Below are 20,366 nucleotides of genomic sequence, written 5' to 3'. Positions count from 1 at the left end.
AAATAATCATCTACTCGCGTTAATATGCAAGTCAAATGTGAAACAATTGATCAAAACTTCAGGTTACTTAGGGTAGTAAAAATTTGTCGTCGCTTATCGTTAAATGCTCCACGACCGTGTAAAAATCTTGAATTATCCATCATTACCAGATCACCTGCTTCCCACGGGATCTTTTCTGTTAACTTGTCGAAAATTATTTCTATTTCATCAGCAACTTCATCAGAAGCTCTTGAACCGTCTTCAAAAATTGCTTCTTCTGTCTTTTTCTGATATACCCAAAAGTGATTGGCAAATGCATTTTGATGATTATATTTGTTGTTTACTACAGATGAGCAAGTATATTCTATAGAAACAGTTTTATCATCATTAAACTGATAACTTATCCCATCAAGACTGTCTAATTTTTGCTTGAGATCATCTATAGTATTAGCATCTAAACCTATTATTCCTTTCAATATATCAACCGGAATATTTTTATAAGAAAACTTTAATTGCTTGGAAATAAATAACTGTTTCGATTCTTGACTCAGTTCCTCCCACACTCGGACACCATCCCAGAATAAAGTTTCGCCTTCTTGTTCGGCTGGTACAGTACAGCAAAACCAAATAACATCAGGTCGAAAGGGAAAACAAGAATTTTCGCAATGAGGAATAAGACCATCCATCCCGCCATCTACAAAATTAACAAACTTGTCAGAATCAATGCTGACTTTTGTAAAATCTATAATATGTTTCCCACTAAATTGTTCTGAAAATTCTTTCATCTGCTTGGGAGTTACCCCAAAACCTCGAAATAGAATAACTCCAGATGACTTGAATATCTCTATAGTCTCTGCTACGGAGAGGTCAAGAATATTTTGGCAATGACTACTACTATATAGTATTTTTCCTGTGCTAGTGCCTAGTGGCTCGATTTTCCCGATCATATCATTCATTTCTCCGATTATTTAGGGAATTTATATTTGTTTTGGTAATCTAGATATCACTTCCAGACTAAAATATATTTAACATGTTGTAAAAATCATTTTTTTAATTTACCATAAATCTTTAATAATAATTTTTTGCGTTTAAAACCCATTTAATGAAATATAATTTAATACTTATTATTTAATATTTAACTAATATTTATATTTTTATTAATAATTCATTCTGTTCATTTTAAATCTGATTCATAAAAACATTCAAATGCTTTAAAATCATTTGGATATGAGGCTTGGTAATGATTGTATAATGATTGCTAGGGATAGTAATAATCTCTATTGGCTCGCTTGAAAGTCCACCCCAAATTAAAGTTGGATTAGAAAATTCATTAGATACTTCATCATTAGCTTGAAAGTATATAATTTTGTTTGGATAAACTTGTGGTGTATAGCTTTGTAGAGCTAGTACGTTACTCTTAAAAACATTCAGAAGATAACGAAGCTGTTCTAGTTCAAAATCCAAAGGCAAGAGGTTAGCTATCCTTGCTTGCTCTAAAAAATAGTTCAATTGCTCGTCTAGCGTCAGTCCTTGAAGTTGCTCAACCGAACCCGATAGGTTTTTCCCAGCAGACTGTGCCATATCTGTGGCAAAATCGACTAATATTTTGACATCGTTGTAGTCATCAATCTCTGCAATTTGTTCGCTGTTAACTGGTGCTGGGCTGTCTAGCATAGCAAGCATGTCAACTTGCTCACCATTTCTTAGTAACTGAGTTGCCATTTCAAAAGCTACAACGCCCCCCATAGACCAACCTCCAAGAAAATATGGCCCATTCGGCTGAATCTCGCGTAGTGCTTCAATATACTTAGCTGCCATATCTTCTATTCGGGTATAAGGTTCACATTCCCCATTCAAACCTAGTGCTTGCAGCCCGTAGAATGGTTGATCTGAATCCAAATGAAGTGACAATTCGTAGTAACAGAGAATATTCCCACCTACTGGATGCACAAAAAACAGAGGTGGCTTGGAACCCTGAGGTTGAATTGCGACTAAGGGGGACGAGGTTTGATAATTAGCTTGCTCGTGCAGAGTATTTGCTAACTGTTTGATAGTTGGACTCTGAAAAATGGCAGATAATTGAATATTTTTACCAAACTGTTTATTAATTTTTGCTATTAGGTGTACAGCTAATAGCGAGTGTCCCCCAAGCTCAAAAAAGTCATCGTTGATGCCTAAGCTTTCAATGCAAAGAATTTCTTGCCAGATATTAGCAAGTGTTTGTTCAATATGAGTGCGAGGAGCCACATAATCATTTCCTAGATTGGGACGGGGATGGAGTATTCTGGCAAGACTTCTTGAAGCTAATTTCTCTTTTATGTCCCCAGCAAAAGAGGTCTGCTCAACATCATCTAAAGATTCTAGGTTCAACCATTGGTCGAACCTAGCTTGTAAATCTCCTGTGGAGAGAACAACTTGAGTTATTTTATCACTTGTGAAAATACGTTGAAAAGCTTTTATACCTTCTTCTGGTGTGATAAATAATTCAGATAATATTGTTCTAGCTGTGTTTTCTTCTCCAAGTTGCCAGCGATGTCTACGAAGGGCTATGCCTACACAATTAACACTAATCCAGGGGACAGGATTTGTTTGATTTTGTTTTTGAGCAAAAATATCTACAAAGATGTTTGCTGCTGAATAAGCGATATATCTTAATCCTCCCAAAATGGATGATAAAGAAGATATCAACAGAGAAAAATCAAGCTTTCTCCCCTGCAAAATTTTTTCTAGTACGAATAGTCCATTAGCTTTTGATTTCAAGTGATACTGGCAATCAGTTTGAGAAATTTCTTGAACAGATTTTTGTGAGTTGTCGTTGACAATCTCTGGTGCGTAAATAACACCATGTATGTCGCCAAAATGCTCCGTGACAGAGGCGATCGCTCTTTGCATCTGTTCAAAGTTGGTCACATCTGCCCTCAAAACTAAAACCTCGGCTCCTAACTCCTCTAAAGCTTGCAGTTTCCTGATTTTGCGGCTCACCTCATCTTGATTATCATGAGTTTCCAGCCACCCAAACCACTCATCTTTTTGGGGAAGATTCTTCTGTCCAATCAACACCAGTTTTGCCTGCACTGTCTGAGCTAGAGACTCCGCTAGTATCAGTCCAATATTTCCTAGACCCTCAGCAATTAAGTAGACTCCGCCGTTGCGTAATCTTGATGTTTTTCCCTTAGCTTCTGACAATCGCACTGGCTCAAAAGTTTGCACCCAACGATTCAGACCACGGTAGGCTATAAAAAACTCAGGGGATTTAATTTGTAGCTCGTCCAGCAAATAATCTACAAGTTTTTCCTCTTGCCAACTTGCTGGCTTTGGAAGAGCAACATCAATGCTACGACAACTAATGTTTGAGTATTCTTGAGGAATGACTTTAACAGACCCAAGTACAGTCGCTTTCTCTGGGCACAACATTTCTTCTGCTGTTACTGACTGTATGTTGTTGGAGACAACTGTGATTTGAAACTTATCAGTCCAATTCTGTTTTCCAAGTGCCTGGGTGAGAAACAACAGGCTGTAAAATCCCAAATATTGAGCGCTGTCAAACCACTCAAGTTCTGATTCTGCACGGTAGTTTGGTGTGACATTCCATAAATGAATAATTGTCTTAGGAATCTTGTTTTGTGCTATGAGTTCATTGAGCAAGGCATCGTAATCATTACTTTGTCGAGGATTGAGGGTATATAGGCATTCGCTTAGTTTGAAGAATTCTGATCCGATCTTGATTGCGATCGCATCTTGTCCCTGCTGTTGCAGTTTTTTTACCATTTGAAAACCCAAGCCGCACTCATCGGTAAACACAAGCGTGCAAGAATTTTGCTCTCCTAAGTCTCCTGTACCGAGTAACTCTGGAGGTGCAGATTGCTTCCAAAAAGGTAGGTAAAACCAGTCGGCGATATCCGGTTTTTTACTCAATGACACTTCCGTAGCGCGGACATCACGTGGCTGTGCTTGTGGTGAAATCCAGTAACGCTGACGCTCAAATGGATATGTTGGTAGAGGGATGCGATGACGCTGTTCGTTGACGTAAAAGCCAGACCAGTCTACTTGAACTCCGAAAAGCCAGAGGCGACCCAAAGTATTGAGTAGAAATGCTACATCTGACTGTTGCTGCTGGGGATGGCGGATTGAAGTCAGCACCACAGGTTCCAAATTATAATGCTGTTTGGCGAAGGTACTTAATGTCCGCCCTGGGCCAACCTCTAGCAAGATTCGCTCTGGTTCTTTAAGTAATTCAGTCATCCCTTCGCCAAAGCGCACAGTTTGCCGTAGATGCCTTGCCCAATAGTGAGGGTCTGTTGCTTGTGCTGTGGTAATCCAAGTGCCACTTACGTTGGAAATAAATGGAATTTGAGGTGGATTTCGCTTGACTTTTTGTAATAACCTTGTAAATGGCTCAATGATGGAATCCATCATCTGAGAATGAAAGGCGTGGGACGTATACAGCTTTCGACAGCCTACATCTTTCTTTTGTAGTTGCTGCTGCAATTTATCGATGACATCTGTCGAACCAGAAACAACACATAAGGAAGGACTATTGATTCCCGCAAGAGAAAGCTCTTTTGGGAGCAGGGGTTGCACTTCTTGTTCAGAAAGTTGAACGGAGAGCATAGTACCTGTTGGAACTTGCTGCATCAGTAGTCCTCTAGCTGCTACTAGCGCTAAAGCATCTTTGAGGGAGAAAACCCCGGAAAGAGTTGCTGCCACATATTCCCCTATGCTGTGACCAATCATTGCTTCTGGTAGCACACCCCAAGCCATCCACAATTTGGACAAAGCGTACTCAATGACAAATAGCGCACTTTGGCTAATAGAAGTTTGTGTTAATTGTTGTGTAGCTGTTTGGGTTTGGATTTCGCTTGGATAAAGAATATCTCGTAAATCTAACCCTAAGTGAGGTTTTAGAATCAGGCAGCAGCGATCAACTTCCTCAGTAAATATTGGTTCGCTCTGGTACAATTCCTGAGCCATATTTACATACTGCGCTCCCTGTCCAGGAAACATAAATACGACAGGTCGATTACAAGGCTGTTGGTAGTGGGTGAAAACTTGTTGAGCTTCCAAAGTATGCAGTGCCTCGACTGCATCATCAATATCATGACACACCAGTATCCGGCGATGGTTGAAAGTCTGACGACCAACCTGGAGAGTGTAAGCCACATCAGCTAGGTTCAAATCAAGATGCTGCTTGAGATGATTTGTTAGATTTACTGTGGCGGTTTCTAAAGCAGAACTGGTTTTTGCAGACACCATTAACAACTTATGGGTTCGCCCAACGTTAGAGGCTGCAATCAGAGGAGCCTCTTCTACAATCAGATGAGCGTTGGTTCCACCAAAACCAAGAGAAGTAATTCCAGCTCGGCGAGGAATTCTGCCCGATTTCCATTCCGCCAGTGTGGTATTAACATAGAAGGGACTGTTGGCAAAGTCGATCTGGGGATTGGGCTGCTCACAATGTAAGCTAGGTGGTATTTGTTCGTGTTTGAGAGCCAGAATCGTCTTAATTAAGCCCGCAATACCGGCAGCCGCATCCAAATGCCCAACATTGGTTTTCACTGAACCAATAGCACAGAAGCCGCGCTTGAGTGTACTGGTACGAAAAGCTTTTGTCAGAGCTTTAATTTCTATAGGATCGCCCAATGGTGTTCCTGTCCCATGTGCTTCTAGGTAAGTGATAGTCTCGGCTTCTACCCCAGCAGCGGCTATGGCTTCTGCAATCACCTCCGTTTGACCTTCTACGCTAGGAGCTGTGAATCCAGCTTTCAAAGAACCGTCATTGTTGACGGCAGAGCCTTTAATTATTGCATGAATGCGATCGCCATCAGCAAGAGCATCTTTTAACCTCTTGAGAACCACAATTCCTACACCGCTACCGAAAATAGTTCCCTTTGCTCTAGCATCAAAGGCGCGGCAGTGTCCATCAGGAGACAAAACCCCATCTTCTTGATAGAGATAGCCACTTTTTGGTTGCATATCCAATATCGAAATGCCACCTGCCAAGGCCATATCACATTCGTAATTGAGCAAGCTTTGACAAGCAACGTGGACAGCAACTAAAGAAGTAGAACAGGAAGTTTGGACTGCATAACTTGGCCCAGTTAAATTTAATTTGAAAGAGACGCGCATGGGAAGATAATCGGGATGATTTCCCAGACTAATTTCTACATCACTCGCTAATTCTCTAATATTAGGGTTTGAATAAAGATTGAACAAATAATTACTTATAGTTGAACCAGCGTAAACCCCTATTGAACCAGAGTATCTTTGGGGGTCATAGCCAGCATTTTCAAGCGCACCATACGCACATTCTAAAAAAATGCGGTGTTGGGGGTCCATAATTTCAGCGTCTCTAGGGTTATAGCCGAAGAATGACGCATCAAACAAATCTATATGTTCTAGTGGAACTGCTGCTTTTACATAGTTGGGGTCACTGAGCGTAGTAGAGTCTATACCCGCAGATTCTAATTCTTGAGCAGAAAAAAATGAAATTGATTCTACTCCGTCTCGCAGATTCTGCCAAAACTGCTCAAGATTCTCTGCTTTAGGAAACCGTCCAGATATACCAATAACAGCTACATCTGCCTCATCTACGTCATAATTTTTTTCTAATTTGTTCATCTTATTTTATATTTTTATTAATTATTAATTATTAAGTACTATTTTTTATTTTATATATATTACTATCTTTCACTTCTTTTCTCCCTTCGTCTTTGACCACGGGAAATACTTTGTTTAGCAGAAAGTATTTCATTCTGTTCAGGGCATATAATATTCGCAAGGGAGTTAATGGTTGGTGCTTCGTAAATACTCTCTATAGGAATGTCAACGTCTAATTTTTTATTTAACAAAGAAATAGCTTGAAGAGCTGTTAGAGAATCACCTCCTAACTCAAAGAAATTGTCATGAATGTTCACGTTGTCAAAACCAAAGAGTTCTTGCCAAATGTCAGCAATAGTTTTCTCAAGCTTTTTACGGGAAGCGGTATAGGTATTCTCCAAAGCATCAGGCATTTGCTCAACCAGGGTTTCAAACAAATCATCAGCAGACTTTGCGTTTGAAGTAACCGAGAGAGATTCAGTAACTAAGTTTAAGGATGAGCCTGTCAAAGTTGGATTGCTCATCATCTGTTTGCCATTTTTTGAAATCTGTTCAGATGGAAAAAATCCCCCTTCTTGCATTTCAACTACACTTTCCTTTACCGCCAAAATCACCTGTTCAATATCTTCATCTGTATGAGCGGTAGATAGATAAAGGGTGCGTCCTTCCCAGACATAAATCCCTTTTGCAAGCAAGTGATAGAAAAGTAAATTACTAAGTTGAGTCTGGCAATTAAAACGGAAGAGAGAGCCAAAATTAACGACTTGAATCGGTACTTGCTTTTGTTCAAAGTAACTATTGAGAGTTTCGACTAATTGTGTTGTCCGTTGATTTAACTCCTCCTGAAGTTTGGAACCACTGTTCTTGATGTGATTGAGTGCAGCCCAGGCGACAGCCATAACCAGAGGATGCTTGAAAAAAGTACCAGCGAAAAAAGTTGTTTTCACCTGGGGGTAAGACTCATCTCCATAGTTCCACATACCTCCGTCCAATGCATCCATGAAAGCAGCTTTGCCAGCCACTACCCCAATAGGGATGCCAGCAGCAACAGCTTTACCATAAGTCGTGATATCTGCTTGAATATCCCATAAAGCTTGAATGCCGCCTGGGTGCATCCGAAAACCAGTAACCACCTCATCGAAAATTAAAACAGTTCCAGTTTCTTGAGTTAATTGTCTTAACTGAAATAGAAACTCTTTGGGCTGCAAATCTGGTCGACTGCTTTGTATCGGCTCAACTAAAATTGCTGCTAAGTTATGAGCATGGTCTTTAAGAATATTCAGAGATTCGGGAGTACCATACTCCAGCACCATCACATCCTCAGCCAAGTATGATGGAATACCTGACGTTATCGGGACAGAACGCAGCGTTCCGTCGTTGGTTGTTATTCCTTTGACCAAAACTCCGTCAGAACCGCCGTGATAAGAACCAGCAAATAAAGCAATTTTTGAGCGTCCTGTAACAGAACGTGCTATGCGTACTGCCCCCATCACTGCTTCTGTGCCATCGTTACAAAAAGCTGTCCGTTCTGCACCTGTTAACTCGCAAATTAATTCAGCTAGCTGACCTGCATGACGCGATTGTGGGCCATTTAGTATCCCTTGCTTGCTCTGCTCTTGGATGGCTGCGATCGCAAAAGATGGCGAATGACCAAATAAAAGCGTACCAAACCCCATTGAAATGTCTACATATTCGTTGCCATCCACATCCCAGAGTCTAGCACCCTCTCCACGCTCTGCATGGATTGGATATATCATTTCCTTAATAAAGGGAAAGAACCCTGATACTGCCCTACTATTGGCATGGCAAGAACGATAAGCTTGAGTGAGTCTTTTGGATTCTTGAGTACGCTTGACAAAACGTGCAATTAACGCATCCAAATGTTTCTGCTGGCGGAGACTCAACACCATCGATTCTTTCTCGATCTGTTGGGAAGGAACTTTGGGTGTAGGAGCAATTTTTTGGTCTTTGATTTGTTGCTCAGAGTCTGCGTTAGTAGATGTAGAGTGATTTACACTAAACGCACCATTAATTGAGGTTTGAGCAATCTGCCCATCTGGATGAAGAGGTTGGATAGCTTCCAATGAAGGCAAAACTTCTCTGGGCAAACTTCCTTTTGGTAATAAGTCTACCAGTTTAGACATCACCTGAAGATGCTGTGAAATGATCTGTTCAATGGCTGTATTTGCTATGGGTTTCTCGTCTTTTTGGTTGACTGCTTGCGTATCTGGAGCTTTGATTGAGTTGGTTATGACATCTTGTGGTTGAGACACAGAAATTTCCTTTTTAGGCGATGGATTGTCATCATTAGCTAAAATAGGCTCAATCCAGTATCTTTTTCGCTCGAAAGGATATGTTGGCAAGGGAATACGATGACGTTCTTCATCGGCATAAAATTCTGACCAATCCACATTTATTCCCTCCAGCCAGAGTCTGCCCAATGTATTTAGTAAAAACGCCACATCCGATTGTTGCTGCTGTGGATGTCTTAGTGAAGAAAGAACTACCTGCTGGACTGTTTTTTGCTTGTTAGCTAAGGTACTTAATGTCCGTCCAGGGCCAACCTCTAAAAGAATTCGCTTTGGCTGTTGCAGCAATTCGGCGATCCCTTCGCTAAAGCGTACTGTTTGGCGTAAATGTCTTGCCCAGTATTTCGGGTCTGTTGCTTGTGCTGGGGTTATCCAAGTGCCGGTGACGTTAGACACAAAAGGAATTTTTGGAGAATTAAGGCTAATTTTGCTAACCTGTTCCTGGAATGGCAACAGAATCGAGTCCATCATTGGGGAATGAAAAGCATGGGAAGTATGCAGACGGCGATAGTCTACACCTTGCTCGGCTAATCGGTTTTCTAAATCATCAACCGCTTGCTCTAATCCAGAAACTACACACATACCTGGGGCGTTAATTGCAGCTAGAGAGAGTTTTTCCCCTAGCATGGGTTGGATTTTTTGCTCTGGTAGTGAAACAGCGATCATTGTTCCCGATGGAAGTTGCTGCATCAGTTGTCCTCGCTTGGCTACGAGTAGCAATGCGTCTTCTAAGGAGAACACACCAGCAATGCAGCCTGCGACATATTCTCCAATGCTGTGACCAATCATTGCAGAAGGACGTATACCCCAAGCCATCCACAACTGAGCCAAGGCGTACTCAACTACAAATACTGCGCTTTGGGTAATATGAGTTTGTTGTAGTTGCTGTGTTGCCGCTTGTGTATGCTGATGCCGATATAATAATGTTCGTAGGTCTAACCTCAGATAAGATTTGAGAAATTCACAACAGTAATCAACCTGTTTGCGGAAAATTGTCTCAGTCTCATATAATTCTCTACCCATGTCCACATACTGGGCACCCTGTCCGGGAAACATAAATGCAATTTGTTGTCCAGAAGGTTCGGTGAATTTGGTGAAAACCCGTTCCGAAACAGGCGTTTCTAAGACTGTGACTGCATCATTAAGGTTTTGACAAACTAATATTCGGCGATCGCTAAAACCCCTTCGACCCAGTTTCAGGGTGTAAGCAATATCGGCTAAGTTAAGTTCAGGATGTTGCTTTAAGTACTTTACTAAGTTTTCTGTTGCAGTTTCTAGTGCAGAACTGGTCTTAGCAGAGAGCAGCAATAGCTGCCAAGGGCGGGAAGAACCAGAAGTTTCAACAGTAGGAGCTTCTTCAAGAATCACATGAGCATTGGTACCGCCAATTCCAAAGGAACTAACCCCCGCACGGCGAGGAGTACTGTTTGACTTCCATTCTGAAAGCTTGTGGTTAACATAAAAGGGGCTGTTAGCAAAATCAATCTGGGGATTGGGCTGCTGAAAGTGTAAGCTGGGTGGTATCTGCTGGTGTTTGAGTGCGAGAACAGTCTTGATTAAACTAGCAACACCAGCTGCCGCATCTAGGTGTCCGATATTAGTTTTTACTGAAGCGATCGCACAAAAGTTCTTTTTATCTGTGGGGCGAAAAGCTTGTGTCAGCGCGACGATTTCAATGGGATCGCCTAAAACTGTACCGGTGCCATGAGTCTCTACATAGCTAATCGTCTCAGATTCAACCCTAGCCATTGCCAGTGCCTCGGCAATTACTTTTGCTTGCCCATCTACGCTAGGAGCCGTAAAACCAACTTTGAAAGACCCATCATTGTTAATAGCTGAACCTTTAATCACAGCATGAATACAATCTCCATCGGCGAAAGCATCTTCTAATCGCTTGAGAACTACAATACCTACGCCGTTGCCGCTAATAGTTCCTTGGGCTTTGGCATCAAAAGCACGGCAGTGTCCATCGGGAGACATAATTCCCCCTTGCTGATAGCGATAACCAGTTTTGTGTGGCACTTGGATCGAAACACCACCTGCCAGAGCAATATCACTTTCGCCATTCAGTAAGCTTTGGCAAGCTAAATGAACGGCAACTAATGAAGTAGAGCAGGCAGTTTGGACGTTAATGCTTGGCCCCTTGAGGTTTAATTTATATGAGATATATGTAGGCAGAAAATCTGGACTATTTCCAATCGAAATTCGGTAACTGCCCACTGATTCTATAATTTGAGTTTGTGTATAAAGTTTCGATAAAAAATAAGTGTTTAGACTGACACCAGCGTAAACACCAATCCGACCTGCATATATTTCAGAATCGTAGCCAGCGCCTTCCAGAGCTTCCCAAGCACATTCCAGGAATAAACGGTGTTGTGGGTCAGTGATTTGGGCTTCTTTCGCAGAAAAATCAAAAAATGCAGCGTCAAAGAACTCAATATCTTCTAATACAGATCCTGCTTTTACATACTGAGGTTGACTTAGCGTTGCTGGGTCAATCCCAGAAGACAACAATTCTTGATCGCTAAAAAAAGAAATTGACTCGACACCATCTCGGAGATTTTGCCAAAATTGTTCGATATTTTTGGCTCTAGGAAAACGACCAGCCATGCCAACAATCGCAATTTCATCGAGGCTATCAAATGCATTTATTTGATTCATCATAGCCTCCTCCTACTGGCTTGTTTCTTGATGTTTTTGTCGGAGTTGTCTTTGTTGCTTCCTTGATTCTCTACGAGTCTTAACTAAATCATCGCTTGGTTGCAAATCAGGTTTTTCTGCTAACTGTTGACTTAAATGTTTCGCTAACGCACTAATAGTTGGATATTGAAACATTTCAATAATTGATATATCTTTATTCAAAGTTTGATACAGTTTGCTGTGTATCTGAACCATCAGCAATGAATGACCGCCAAGATCGAAAAAATTGTGATGAATACCTACTTTCTCGACATGAAGTGCTTCTTGCCAAATTATAGCAATAGTTTGTTCAAGTTCAGTCTCAGGAGCCACAAAGTTTTCTTCTAGATTCAGCTGTGGCTGATCGGGTAGCACTCGACGATCTACCTTGCCATTAGGTAACAGTGGCATTTCCTTAAGCAGAACAAAGGCTGACGGTACCATATATTCAGGCAACTGATCCAATAAATAGCGGCGAAGTTCACTAATGAGAGAAACTGGCTGCTGGTTAGCAACCAGATATGCCACGAGGCGCATATCCTGAAGTTCGTCCTTTTGGGCTATAACTACAACTTCCCGCACCTCTGGATGTTGACTTAGTACCGCCTCAATCTCTCCCAGTTCAATACGATAACCCCGGATTTTAACCTGCTGGTCAAGCCTTCCCAGAAATTCAATGTTTCCGTCGCTCAGATAACGAGCTAAATCTCCCGTTTTATAAAGGCGCATTCCTGGGCGATCGCTAAATGGGTTAGGAATAAACTTTTCGCTAGTTAGGACAGCTTGGTTGAGATAGCCTCTAGCTAAACCATCACCACTGATATAAACTTCTCCGATAACACCAACAGGAACAGGTTGCAAATGAGAGTTAAGTAAATAAATCTGCGTATTAGCAATGGGTTGACCAATCGATACTTGCCCTTTGAGTTGTTGAGAGCAACAATGATATACACTGCTCCAAACTGTGCCTTCTGTTGGCCCATACTCATTAAAGAAAGATGGTTTTGATGGCAATTGGTAATGATGTTCTACTAACTCTGCTGGACAAGATTCACCAGCAACAATGACGGTGCGAAGTGATATTAAGTGTTCAGGTTTTGCCTCTTGCAATAAAATAGTATACAGAGATGGAAGGCTTAATAGATGCGAGACATGATTTTGAACGATTAACTCTAATAGTTTTGGGATGTCCAATTGCAACCCTTCTTGGGGAAGACAAAGAATTCCTCCAGAACAAATAGTCCAAAAAAGACCCGCTATAGAACTATCGAAAGCAAAGGAAGAAAGTAATAAGAAGCTGCTAACAGGTTCTTGATAGTAAGTAATTCGAGCAGTCGTAGAGTTTACTAAATGGCGATGTGCAATCTGCACTCCTTTAGGTTTACCTGTAGAACCAGAAGTGTAAATGACATAAGCTAAGTTTTCACTATGCGTTTTAATCGGGGGATTTTCTTGACTCTCCTGAGCAATAATTTCCCAAGCTGTATCCAAGCAAATTGTTTGGGCGTTGTGGGTTGGTAAAACCGAAAGTAGTCGTTGCTGAGTCAAGAAGACTGGTGTTTTGGTATCTTCTAATATGAAGGCTAAACGCTCTGATGGATAATTAGGGTCGAGTGGAATATAAGCTCCACCAGCTTTGAGAATGCCCAGGATACCAACAATCATTTCGAGCGATCGCTCTACACAAATTCCCACTAGTACTTCTTTTCCAACTCCTAACCTTTGGAGGTAGTGAGCCATTTGATTGGCACGAGCGTTTAATTCATAGTAAGTAAGTTTCTGTCCAGAAAATGTAACGGCAATATTGTTTGGTGTCCGCTCTACTTGTTCTTCAAATAAGTGGTGAATACACTTGTCTTGAGGATAATCAGCCTGTGTTTGGTTAAACTCAACTAGAAGTTGATGTCGGGTGCGATCGCTTAAAATTTCTAATTCACTGATTGCAGCTTCTGGATGATACGTAGCACTTTCTAATAACTTGTGAAACTGCTCTGCTAAATCGGCAATATCATGTTCAGAAAATAGATTAGAATCATAATGTAACTCTGCATTTAAAAAATCATCCTTGCGTCTACAAGAGAGTTTAATGTTGAAACGCTCAGTGCAGGTATAAAGCTTGTGAATGCAAAATGATAGATTTCCTGCACAATGCTTCGTATTTTCTTCAGAAAAATCAAAGCCCACAGGTACAAAAGGCAAAATATCTGATTTAGGATCTATTCCTAATATTTGTTCCCAAGTAAAACACTCCTGCCATTTGGAGATAGATTGTACAGACTCATGAAGTTGCTGCAAAATTTGACTGAATCGAAAGTTATCTTCTAAATTACAATGAAGTGGTAAATATCTGGCAAAAAGTCCTAATGCTCCTTTGAGTTCTTCATATTTTCTGCCATCGACTCCTGTAGCAACAATCATCTCTGATTGTCCGCTCAGTCTCTGGAGCAGAACTAGCCAACAAGTTAGATAAAATATAGAAGTAGAAGTATTATACTTCTCGGCTAATACTTCAATATTAGCTATTAATTCCGGGGCAATAATTAAATTTACTAATTTCGGTTGGAATTTATGATTTTCAAATATCTGTTTTTCATAAGATAACTTGGGATGTGTAACAGCAGATAAATCTTGCTGTTGCCAATATTTTCTTCCTATTTGGGTTTCCTCTGCTTCCAGTATTTGATTTTGCCATTCCGAAAAATCTGCATACTGTAGTGGCTCTTCAGATAATTCTTCGTCCAAATTTCCTAAGTAAGAAATAGTCAGTTGTCGCAATAAACAGTTGAGGCTGACGCTATCTGCACAGAGAGCAGGCAAACTGATAAATAATAAATATTTTTTTGATGAAATAGTTACTAGAGATGTATATAAATTTAAACCCTTTTCAAAATCAAAAAGTTGTTGTTTTAATTCTTGAAAAACTAATTCAACTTTTGCCTCCTGTTCTTGAGGCTTCAAATTACTAATATCATGATTTTTTTCTAATCTTATTTTGCTATCTGTAATTACTTGCACTGGAATATTCATTCCAGGTAGACATATAAAACTGGTGCGAAGAATCTCATGGCGATCAACAATATCTTGCAATGCCAATTCTAACTTCTTAATATTAATATTACCTTCAATCAAAATTGCACAATCGCTACGATAAGCCCAACTTTGATCAATTTGTTGTAGTAACCAGAGATGCTCTTGCTGAGGTGAAAGTCTAAACCCCTCCATATTTTCTACTTGCATATTTATACCTCTATATTAATTAAATGCTTAGGGGTGTATAAGGTTCGGCCATTCCGACTAAAATTTTTCTGGGAGGGACAAATGGCTGACGAGCATGTATTGATAACATATTGTCTAGCATCAATACATCTCCTTTTTCCCAAGAAAAAGTGACCATTTCCTGTTGATAAGCTGCTCGTAGTTCAGCTAAGACTGATGGCTCGATTGCAGAACCATCCCCATAATATGTATTAGTCGGTAGGTCTTCTTCTGGCAAATTTGTCAATAAGGAATCGCGGATTGTTGATTCTAATGTGGAGACGTGGAAAAAAGTTGCGTGATTGAACCAGACCATTTCACCTGTTTGAGGATGTTTGAGAATAGCTGGCCCAACTTGGCGAGTTCTTAAGCGATCGCCTGCTTTCCATTCAATCTCAATTCCATTGGTTTTGCAGTACTCTTCTACCTTAGTTTTATCTGTTGTTTGAAATACAGTTTGCCAAGGAAGACCAAATCCATCGCCAAAGTTACGCATATACATGACTTTCTTTTGAATGAAGCGATCGCGTATATCTGGGTGAATCCGCTCAAAAACTTTTCGACAAGAACCAATTGGAGTTTCTCCTCCCTCTGCTGCTGGACTCATACAAAAAAAGAAGATTTTCAACGGAAAGGTAGGAGAGTAAGCGTGTTCATTGTGAGGAAAAATACTTTGCTCTGCAGGGTAGTCAGTTGAAGTATAAATTCTTCCACCTACTTGAGTTCGTGGAGATGCCCGATAACGATACTCCATTGCTTCTTGACAAATCGCGGCGATGATTTGCTCAAATTCTTCTATTGACTTTACTTTAAAATCCCGAAACAGTATTGCTCCATATTGTAATAATTCAGTTTTCAAAAATTCTCCATTGTTCTTTGCCCAGTTTTGCAGATCCACTCCTTTCACATTAGGCTTGATGACTAAAGGAAAGTTATTTTCTGATTGGATAAATTCGGTTTTGATTAATTCTTCTGGAGATATATTGACAGCTTTACGTTTCACAGAACCTAGAGATTCAATTTTTGTCATGATTTGTCTCTCCTGATGTTGATTGTCTAGTATTAGCTCTGCGCTTAACGTTTATTAATTTCTGTTGAATAGTATTTTGATAAACTTGTTCTTTAGCAAGATGCTGTTGCTTATCTGCTTGATTTAGAACTGCTTTTAACTCGCTCAATTTAGCTTCTGGATGTGTAGCAATCTCAGCTAGAAGCGTGGCAAAATTTTCTGATAACCGAACAATACTGCCTCGCTCGAATAAGTCAGTGCTATATTCCCATATCCCAAATAGTCCCCGATCTGTCTCTTCCAACTCCAATAGCAAGTCAAACTGCACTGTTTTTTTTTCGACTTTTAATGGGCTGATAGTTAAACCTGGAAGTTCTAAAGATGGAGTTTGAGTATTTTCTAAAACAAGTTTGACTTGAAATAGCGGTGTGCGATTCAACTCCCGTTTCGGATTTAATGCATCTACTAATTTGTCGAAGGGCAAATCTTGGTGAGCATAAGCTTCCAGAGTCATTTTGCGGACTCGTTCTAAGAATTCTAGAAAAGTAGGATTTTTTGATAAATCTGTACGTAATACTAACTGGTTAGCAAAGAAACCAATCAATTCTTTAGTTTCGGCTTGATTGCGGTTAGCAATATCAGTACCGACAACAATATCTTCTTGATCGGTGTACCAGTGCAGTAAAGTCGCAAATGCTGCCAGCAGTACCATAAATAATGTGATGCCTTGCCTCTGATTCAGAGTTTTGAGCTTCTCTGATAAGGTTTTAGGTAATACTAGGGCTTCCCTTGCTCCGGAGAAAGTCTGAATTGTTGAGTGGGGGCGATGCCTACAGCGAGCTTCGCTAACGCTAGGGAGTTCCACAACAGGTATACCGCCTAATTGCTGCTGCCAGTAAGCAAGTTGAGTTTCTAGTTGTCCCTGTAACCACTGTCGTTGCCAAACAGCAAAATCTGCATATTGAATGGATAGTTCTACAAGCGGTGATGGTTTGCCAGCAGAGAAAGCTTTGTACAAATCTGCGATCTCACCAATCAGCACACCTATACCCCAGCCATCCGCGACAATGTGATGCATCGTCAATAATAATGCATATTCTGCCGCCGCCAGTTGCAGTAGAGTAACTCGCAACAAAGGCCCTCTGGCTAAGTCAAATGGCTGTTGGGCTTCCTCACTTGCCAGTCGCAGAACTTCAGCCTCCCTCTGATTTTGAGGGAGTTCTTGTAAATCTACTACTGGTAATGTAAACCTCAAACTCGAAGCAATAACTTGGAGAGGTTGTCCATCAACCACTGTGAATGTAGTTCTTAAAACTTCATGACGTTTCACAACTTCTTTGAAGCTTTGCTCCAGCGCCGCCACATTCAGCCATCCTCCAAGACGCATGGGCACAGAGATGTTGTAGGCGCTATTGCCAGGTTGTAACTGGTCGAGGAACCACAACCTCTGCTGGGCAAAAGATAGAGGAAATGAGTTTAATTCTCGACTTTGAGGAACTATTTGCGATCGCAACGAAACCCCCCCTTTTTTGTTATGAAGCCTTTGCAGGAGAAGTTGACGTTTTCCTGGAGTCAGGGCAGCAATTTTTTGGGAAAGGTCACTCATTTACACAAACCAATATCTAAATAAATGTGAAAGTGCTAATTGTTTGAAAAGTATTGAATTTAAAGTAAACCAACAGCAAGCACAAATTTACTTAACCAAGGAAACTCCAAAATTAATGGTAAAAGAGAACCTTTGATAAAATTCTGTTCAGCAAAAGATTGAAACACTAATTCTGAGTTCCATTCATTCACAAAAAGATTTCCCATTCCAATGCTATTTTCTAGGTTCTCTACTTGATGCCACCAATCTGGTGGAATATAAATAATTTCTCCTGGTTCAAGTATGACTTCCACTGGCTTTGCTTTAGTGTAGAGTGGAAAATTTTCTAAATTAGGATTGAAAGCATCAACTTTACCATCATGCAAAAAATTTTCTTGCTCTGGTGTAAAGAAAATAATTTTTTTACGTCCCGAAATAAGTCCCAACCAAGCGGCACAACTACTAGGGTCTTTGTGAAGACCGACCGATGTACCCTTATAACCTATAAATATTTCTGGGTTGTCATATTCGTATTTTTGTAAAACTTTTCTTGGCAGCTTTTGAAACCAATTAGGAAAGTAAACAGGTTCTTTGTAGTCTTCTAAAAGTTCAGGGTAATAAGAAACTACCCAATTAGCTAGGTATAGACGATCTTCACCATCATTGACATTCATGTAGTCAATATAATCAGCAATACTCATGATACCCCGCTCTTGCTTTTTGTCGTCTTTTACAAGGTACTCAATTGAGCCGTACTGTGATTTGAAGAAATCCAAAGTCCACTTTTTTAATGCTTTCCAGTCTTGCATCACGTCAGTGATGATAACAGGTTTGCCAACAGATACATACTCTTTGACAAACTCATCATATGAGAGGTTACTACGACGCTCAATAAAATCAATGGGTGTCCATATCAACTTGTATTTTTTCTTTTGCCACATCCTCTTAAGGAGATAAACGCTTAGGCGTATGGCAACAAACAATGTAATTAAGACAAAGCTCAACTTAATAATTTCTAAAAAAGCAATAGATTCTATAGTCATATCAGGTCTAATGATAAAGTTATTTGAAATTTTTTAATAATTGATTTAAGTTCTGTGAATCTTGTATTTGGTTGTATCCACCTTCTATTCCTAGTAAATTGAAATCCTTGATTGCTAATTTGAATAAGGTCTTTTCAATTTTTGTCAGTTCAGGATGATAGATATCTAACATTAAAACTACTCTATTTTCTTGACTTTTATTCCAAGCTTCATGCGTAAAACTATTGTCAAAGAATAAAGTCTCTCCTTTAGTCCAGCTTCGTGTTTCACCTCCAACTTTTATACTACAACCATCTGGGGTTTTTATTCCAAAATGACAGTTGATAGAAAGATTTATTTCAGAATCAGCATGTGGTGGTATGACAACTCCAGGTTCCATGATAAAAAGTGCCACTTCTCCAGCTAAAGGATATATAAAAGGTGTCAGCTTGGTCACAATATTTACTGTCTTGGGAAAAAGAGACAAAGCGGCTTCTGTAAATTTACCCTGTCTCCAAATTAAATTATATTTCCAGCTTTCATCTTTATCCTTGAATGATTCTCCAAATATTTCACTTGGCTTGTGTTTTGAAATAATATTATGCCCAGACAGATGATAAATAACTCAAGCACTCATTTTCTATATCATAGAGTCCTTTTTTTAGTGTTTCTGACACAAAATTTAAAGTATCATAATCATGAGATTCGTACCAGGGTTTATGAGTAATATCAGGATAGACAAATCTGATTTTATTACTATTTGAATTCAGTGGTCTGGTCATTAACTTAATTATTTCTTCAACACGATAAATTTTTCCTTTTGGATATAAAAATTTTACTACTTTCAACAATGAAAGAAATAACATAGTTTTTGTTGAATTGGGGTGCATAATGTAATCTGTTTTACAAATATTTTTTAACAACTGTCGCTTGTAATTCAGTAGTTTAATAAAAACTTTAAATTAAACCGATAGAAAAGAAAAGTTTGCCCAACCACGGAAATTTAAAAATTAAGGGAAAAAGACGACCTTTTATTGGACTTAGCTCACGAAGAGTTTGGAAAACTAGTTCTGAATTACATCTATTTATCAAGAGGCTTCCAATTGCAATGGTATCTTCGAGATTTTTCACTTGATGCCACCAACCCGATGGTATGTACATAGCTTCTCCTGGTCTTAATATGGCTTCTACTGGGTTGGCCTTTGCATACAGCGGAAACTTTTCTAAATCTGGGTTAAAGACATCAACTTTACCCTTATAAAAAAGTTCTTCTTGGTCAGGTGTAAACAAGACAATTTGTTTGCATCCACAAATTACCCCTATCCATGCAGATGCATTGTATTGATCTTTGTGAAAACCTATCGATGTATCTTTATGGCCTATAAAAATATTAGCATTAGGGAATTGATATTTTTCTATAAACTTGTTGGGTAGCCCTTTTGACCAATCTGGGAAATAAACAGGAGCTTTGTAGTCATTAAAAAGCTGAGGATAATTACAAATATTCCAATCGGCGATATACAGATATTGGTTGCTTTCACGGGTAGTTATGTAATCTAAGTAATCAGCAACAGTCATAAATGAGTGAATCTCCGAACTGTTTTCTTTGACTATGGCCTCGATTGACCCGCACTCTGACCTGAAAAAATCAAAGTTCCATTTGGTTGAGATTTTTAAGTCTTTCATTGCGTCAGCGATGATAACAGGTTTACCAACAGACGCATACTCAAGGATAAATTCATCATACGAAAGGTTACTGCGATACTCAACAGAATCAATCGGCGTCCATAATAGCTGACATTTATTTTTTTGCCACAAGATTTTCAGCACATAGATCACTAAACCTGTAACAAAAAACAACGTAATTGCGATCAGACTAAATCCAAGAGGGTTAGAAAAATAATAGAGTAATTGCATAATTAGATAAAGTC

Annotated in this window: 9 protein-coding genes; all 9 read right to left on the bottom strand. The window is 39.7% G+C overall.

The window, feature by feature from the left end; all coding sequences use genetic code 11:
- Positions 1 to 50 precede the first annotated feature (50 nt).
- The 9 genes from V7K89_RS22820 to V7K89_RS22780 all read right to left on the bottom strand — a co-directional run bounded on the left by V7K89_RS22820 (position 51) and on the right by V7K89_RS22780 (position 20,352).
- Positions 51 to 935, bottom strand: a complete 885-nt coding sequence (locus tag V7K89_RS22820; RefSeq protein ID WP_335191196.1) for a TauD/TfdA family dioxygenase — start codon at positions 933 to 935, stop codon at positions 51 to 53.
- Positions 936 to 1,158: 223 nt separating this feature from the next.
- On the bottom strand, positions 1,159 to 6,597 hold the full coding sequence (locus V7K89_RS22815; RefSeq protein WP_335191194.1) for a beta-ketoacyl synthase N-terminal-like domain-containing protein: 5,439 nt from the start codon (positions 6,595 to 6,597) through the stop codon (positions 1,159 to 1,161).
- Positions 6,598 to 6,659: 62 nt separating this feature from the next.
- Entirely contained in the window at positions 6,660 to 11,549 is a 4,890-nt protein-coding gene (locus V7K89_RS22810; protein WP_335191192.1) for an aminotransferase class III-fold pyridoxal phosphate-dependent enzyme, read from the bottom strand.
- A gap of 9 nt (positions 11,550 to 11,558) precedes the next feature.
- Complete coding sequence (locus tag V7K89_RS22805; RefSeq protein WP_335191190.1) at positions 11,559 to 14,801, bottom strand: non-ribosomal peptide synthetase; 3,243 nt, start codon at positions 14,799 to 14,801, stop codon at positions 11,559 to 11,561.
- 19 nt (positions 14,802 to 14,820) lie between these two features.
- Entirely contained in the window at positions 14,821 to 15,849 is a 1,029-nt protein-coding gene (locus tag V7K89_RS22800) for a TauD/TfdA family dioxygenase (RefSeq protein ID WP_335191188.1), read from the bottom strand.
- Entirely contained in the window at positions 15,836 to 17,434 is a 1,599-nt protein-coding gene (locus V7K89_RS22795; protein ID WP_335191186.1) for a condensation domain-containing protein, read from the bottom strand. Before V7K89_RS22795 ends, V7K89_RS22800 begins: the two co-directional genes overlap by 14 nt.
- Positions 17,435 to 17,493: 59 nt before the next feature.
- Positions 17,494 to 18,456 (bottom strand): cupin-like domain-containing protein, encoded by a 963-nt coding sequence (locus tag V7K89_RS22790; RefSeq protein ID WP_335191184.1) that lies wholly within the window; start codon positions 18,454 to 18,456, stop codon positions 17,494 to 17,496.
- Between the two features lie 19 nt (positions 18,457 to 18,475).
- Complete coding sequence (locus tag V7K89_RS22785) at positions 18,476 to 19,006, bottom strand: aspartyl/asparaginyl beta-hydroxylase domain-containing protein (protein WP_335191269.1); 531 nt, start codon at positions 19,004 to 19,006, stop codon at positions 18,476 to 18,478.
- 386 nt (positions 19,007 to 19,392) lie between these two features.
- Positions 19,393 to 20,352 (bottom strand): cupin-like domain-containing protein, encoded by a 960-nt coding sequence (locus tag V7K89_RS22780; RefSeq protein ID WP_335191182.1) that lies wholly within the window; start codon positions 20,350 to 20,352, stop codon positions 19,393 to 19,395.
- Positions 20,353 to 20,366: the final 14 nt, after the last annotated feature.

This window comes from Nostoc sp., from assembly GCF_036917515.1.
Lineage (GTDB): Bacteria > Cyanobacteriota > Cyanobacteriia > Cyanobacteriales > Nostocaceae > Nostoc.
Note: the sequence above shows the minus strand (reverse complement) of the source record. Positions and strands in the feature narration are given on the sequence as shown.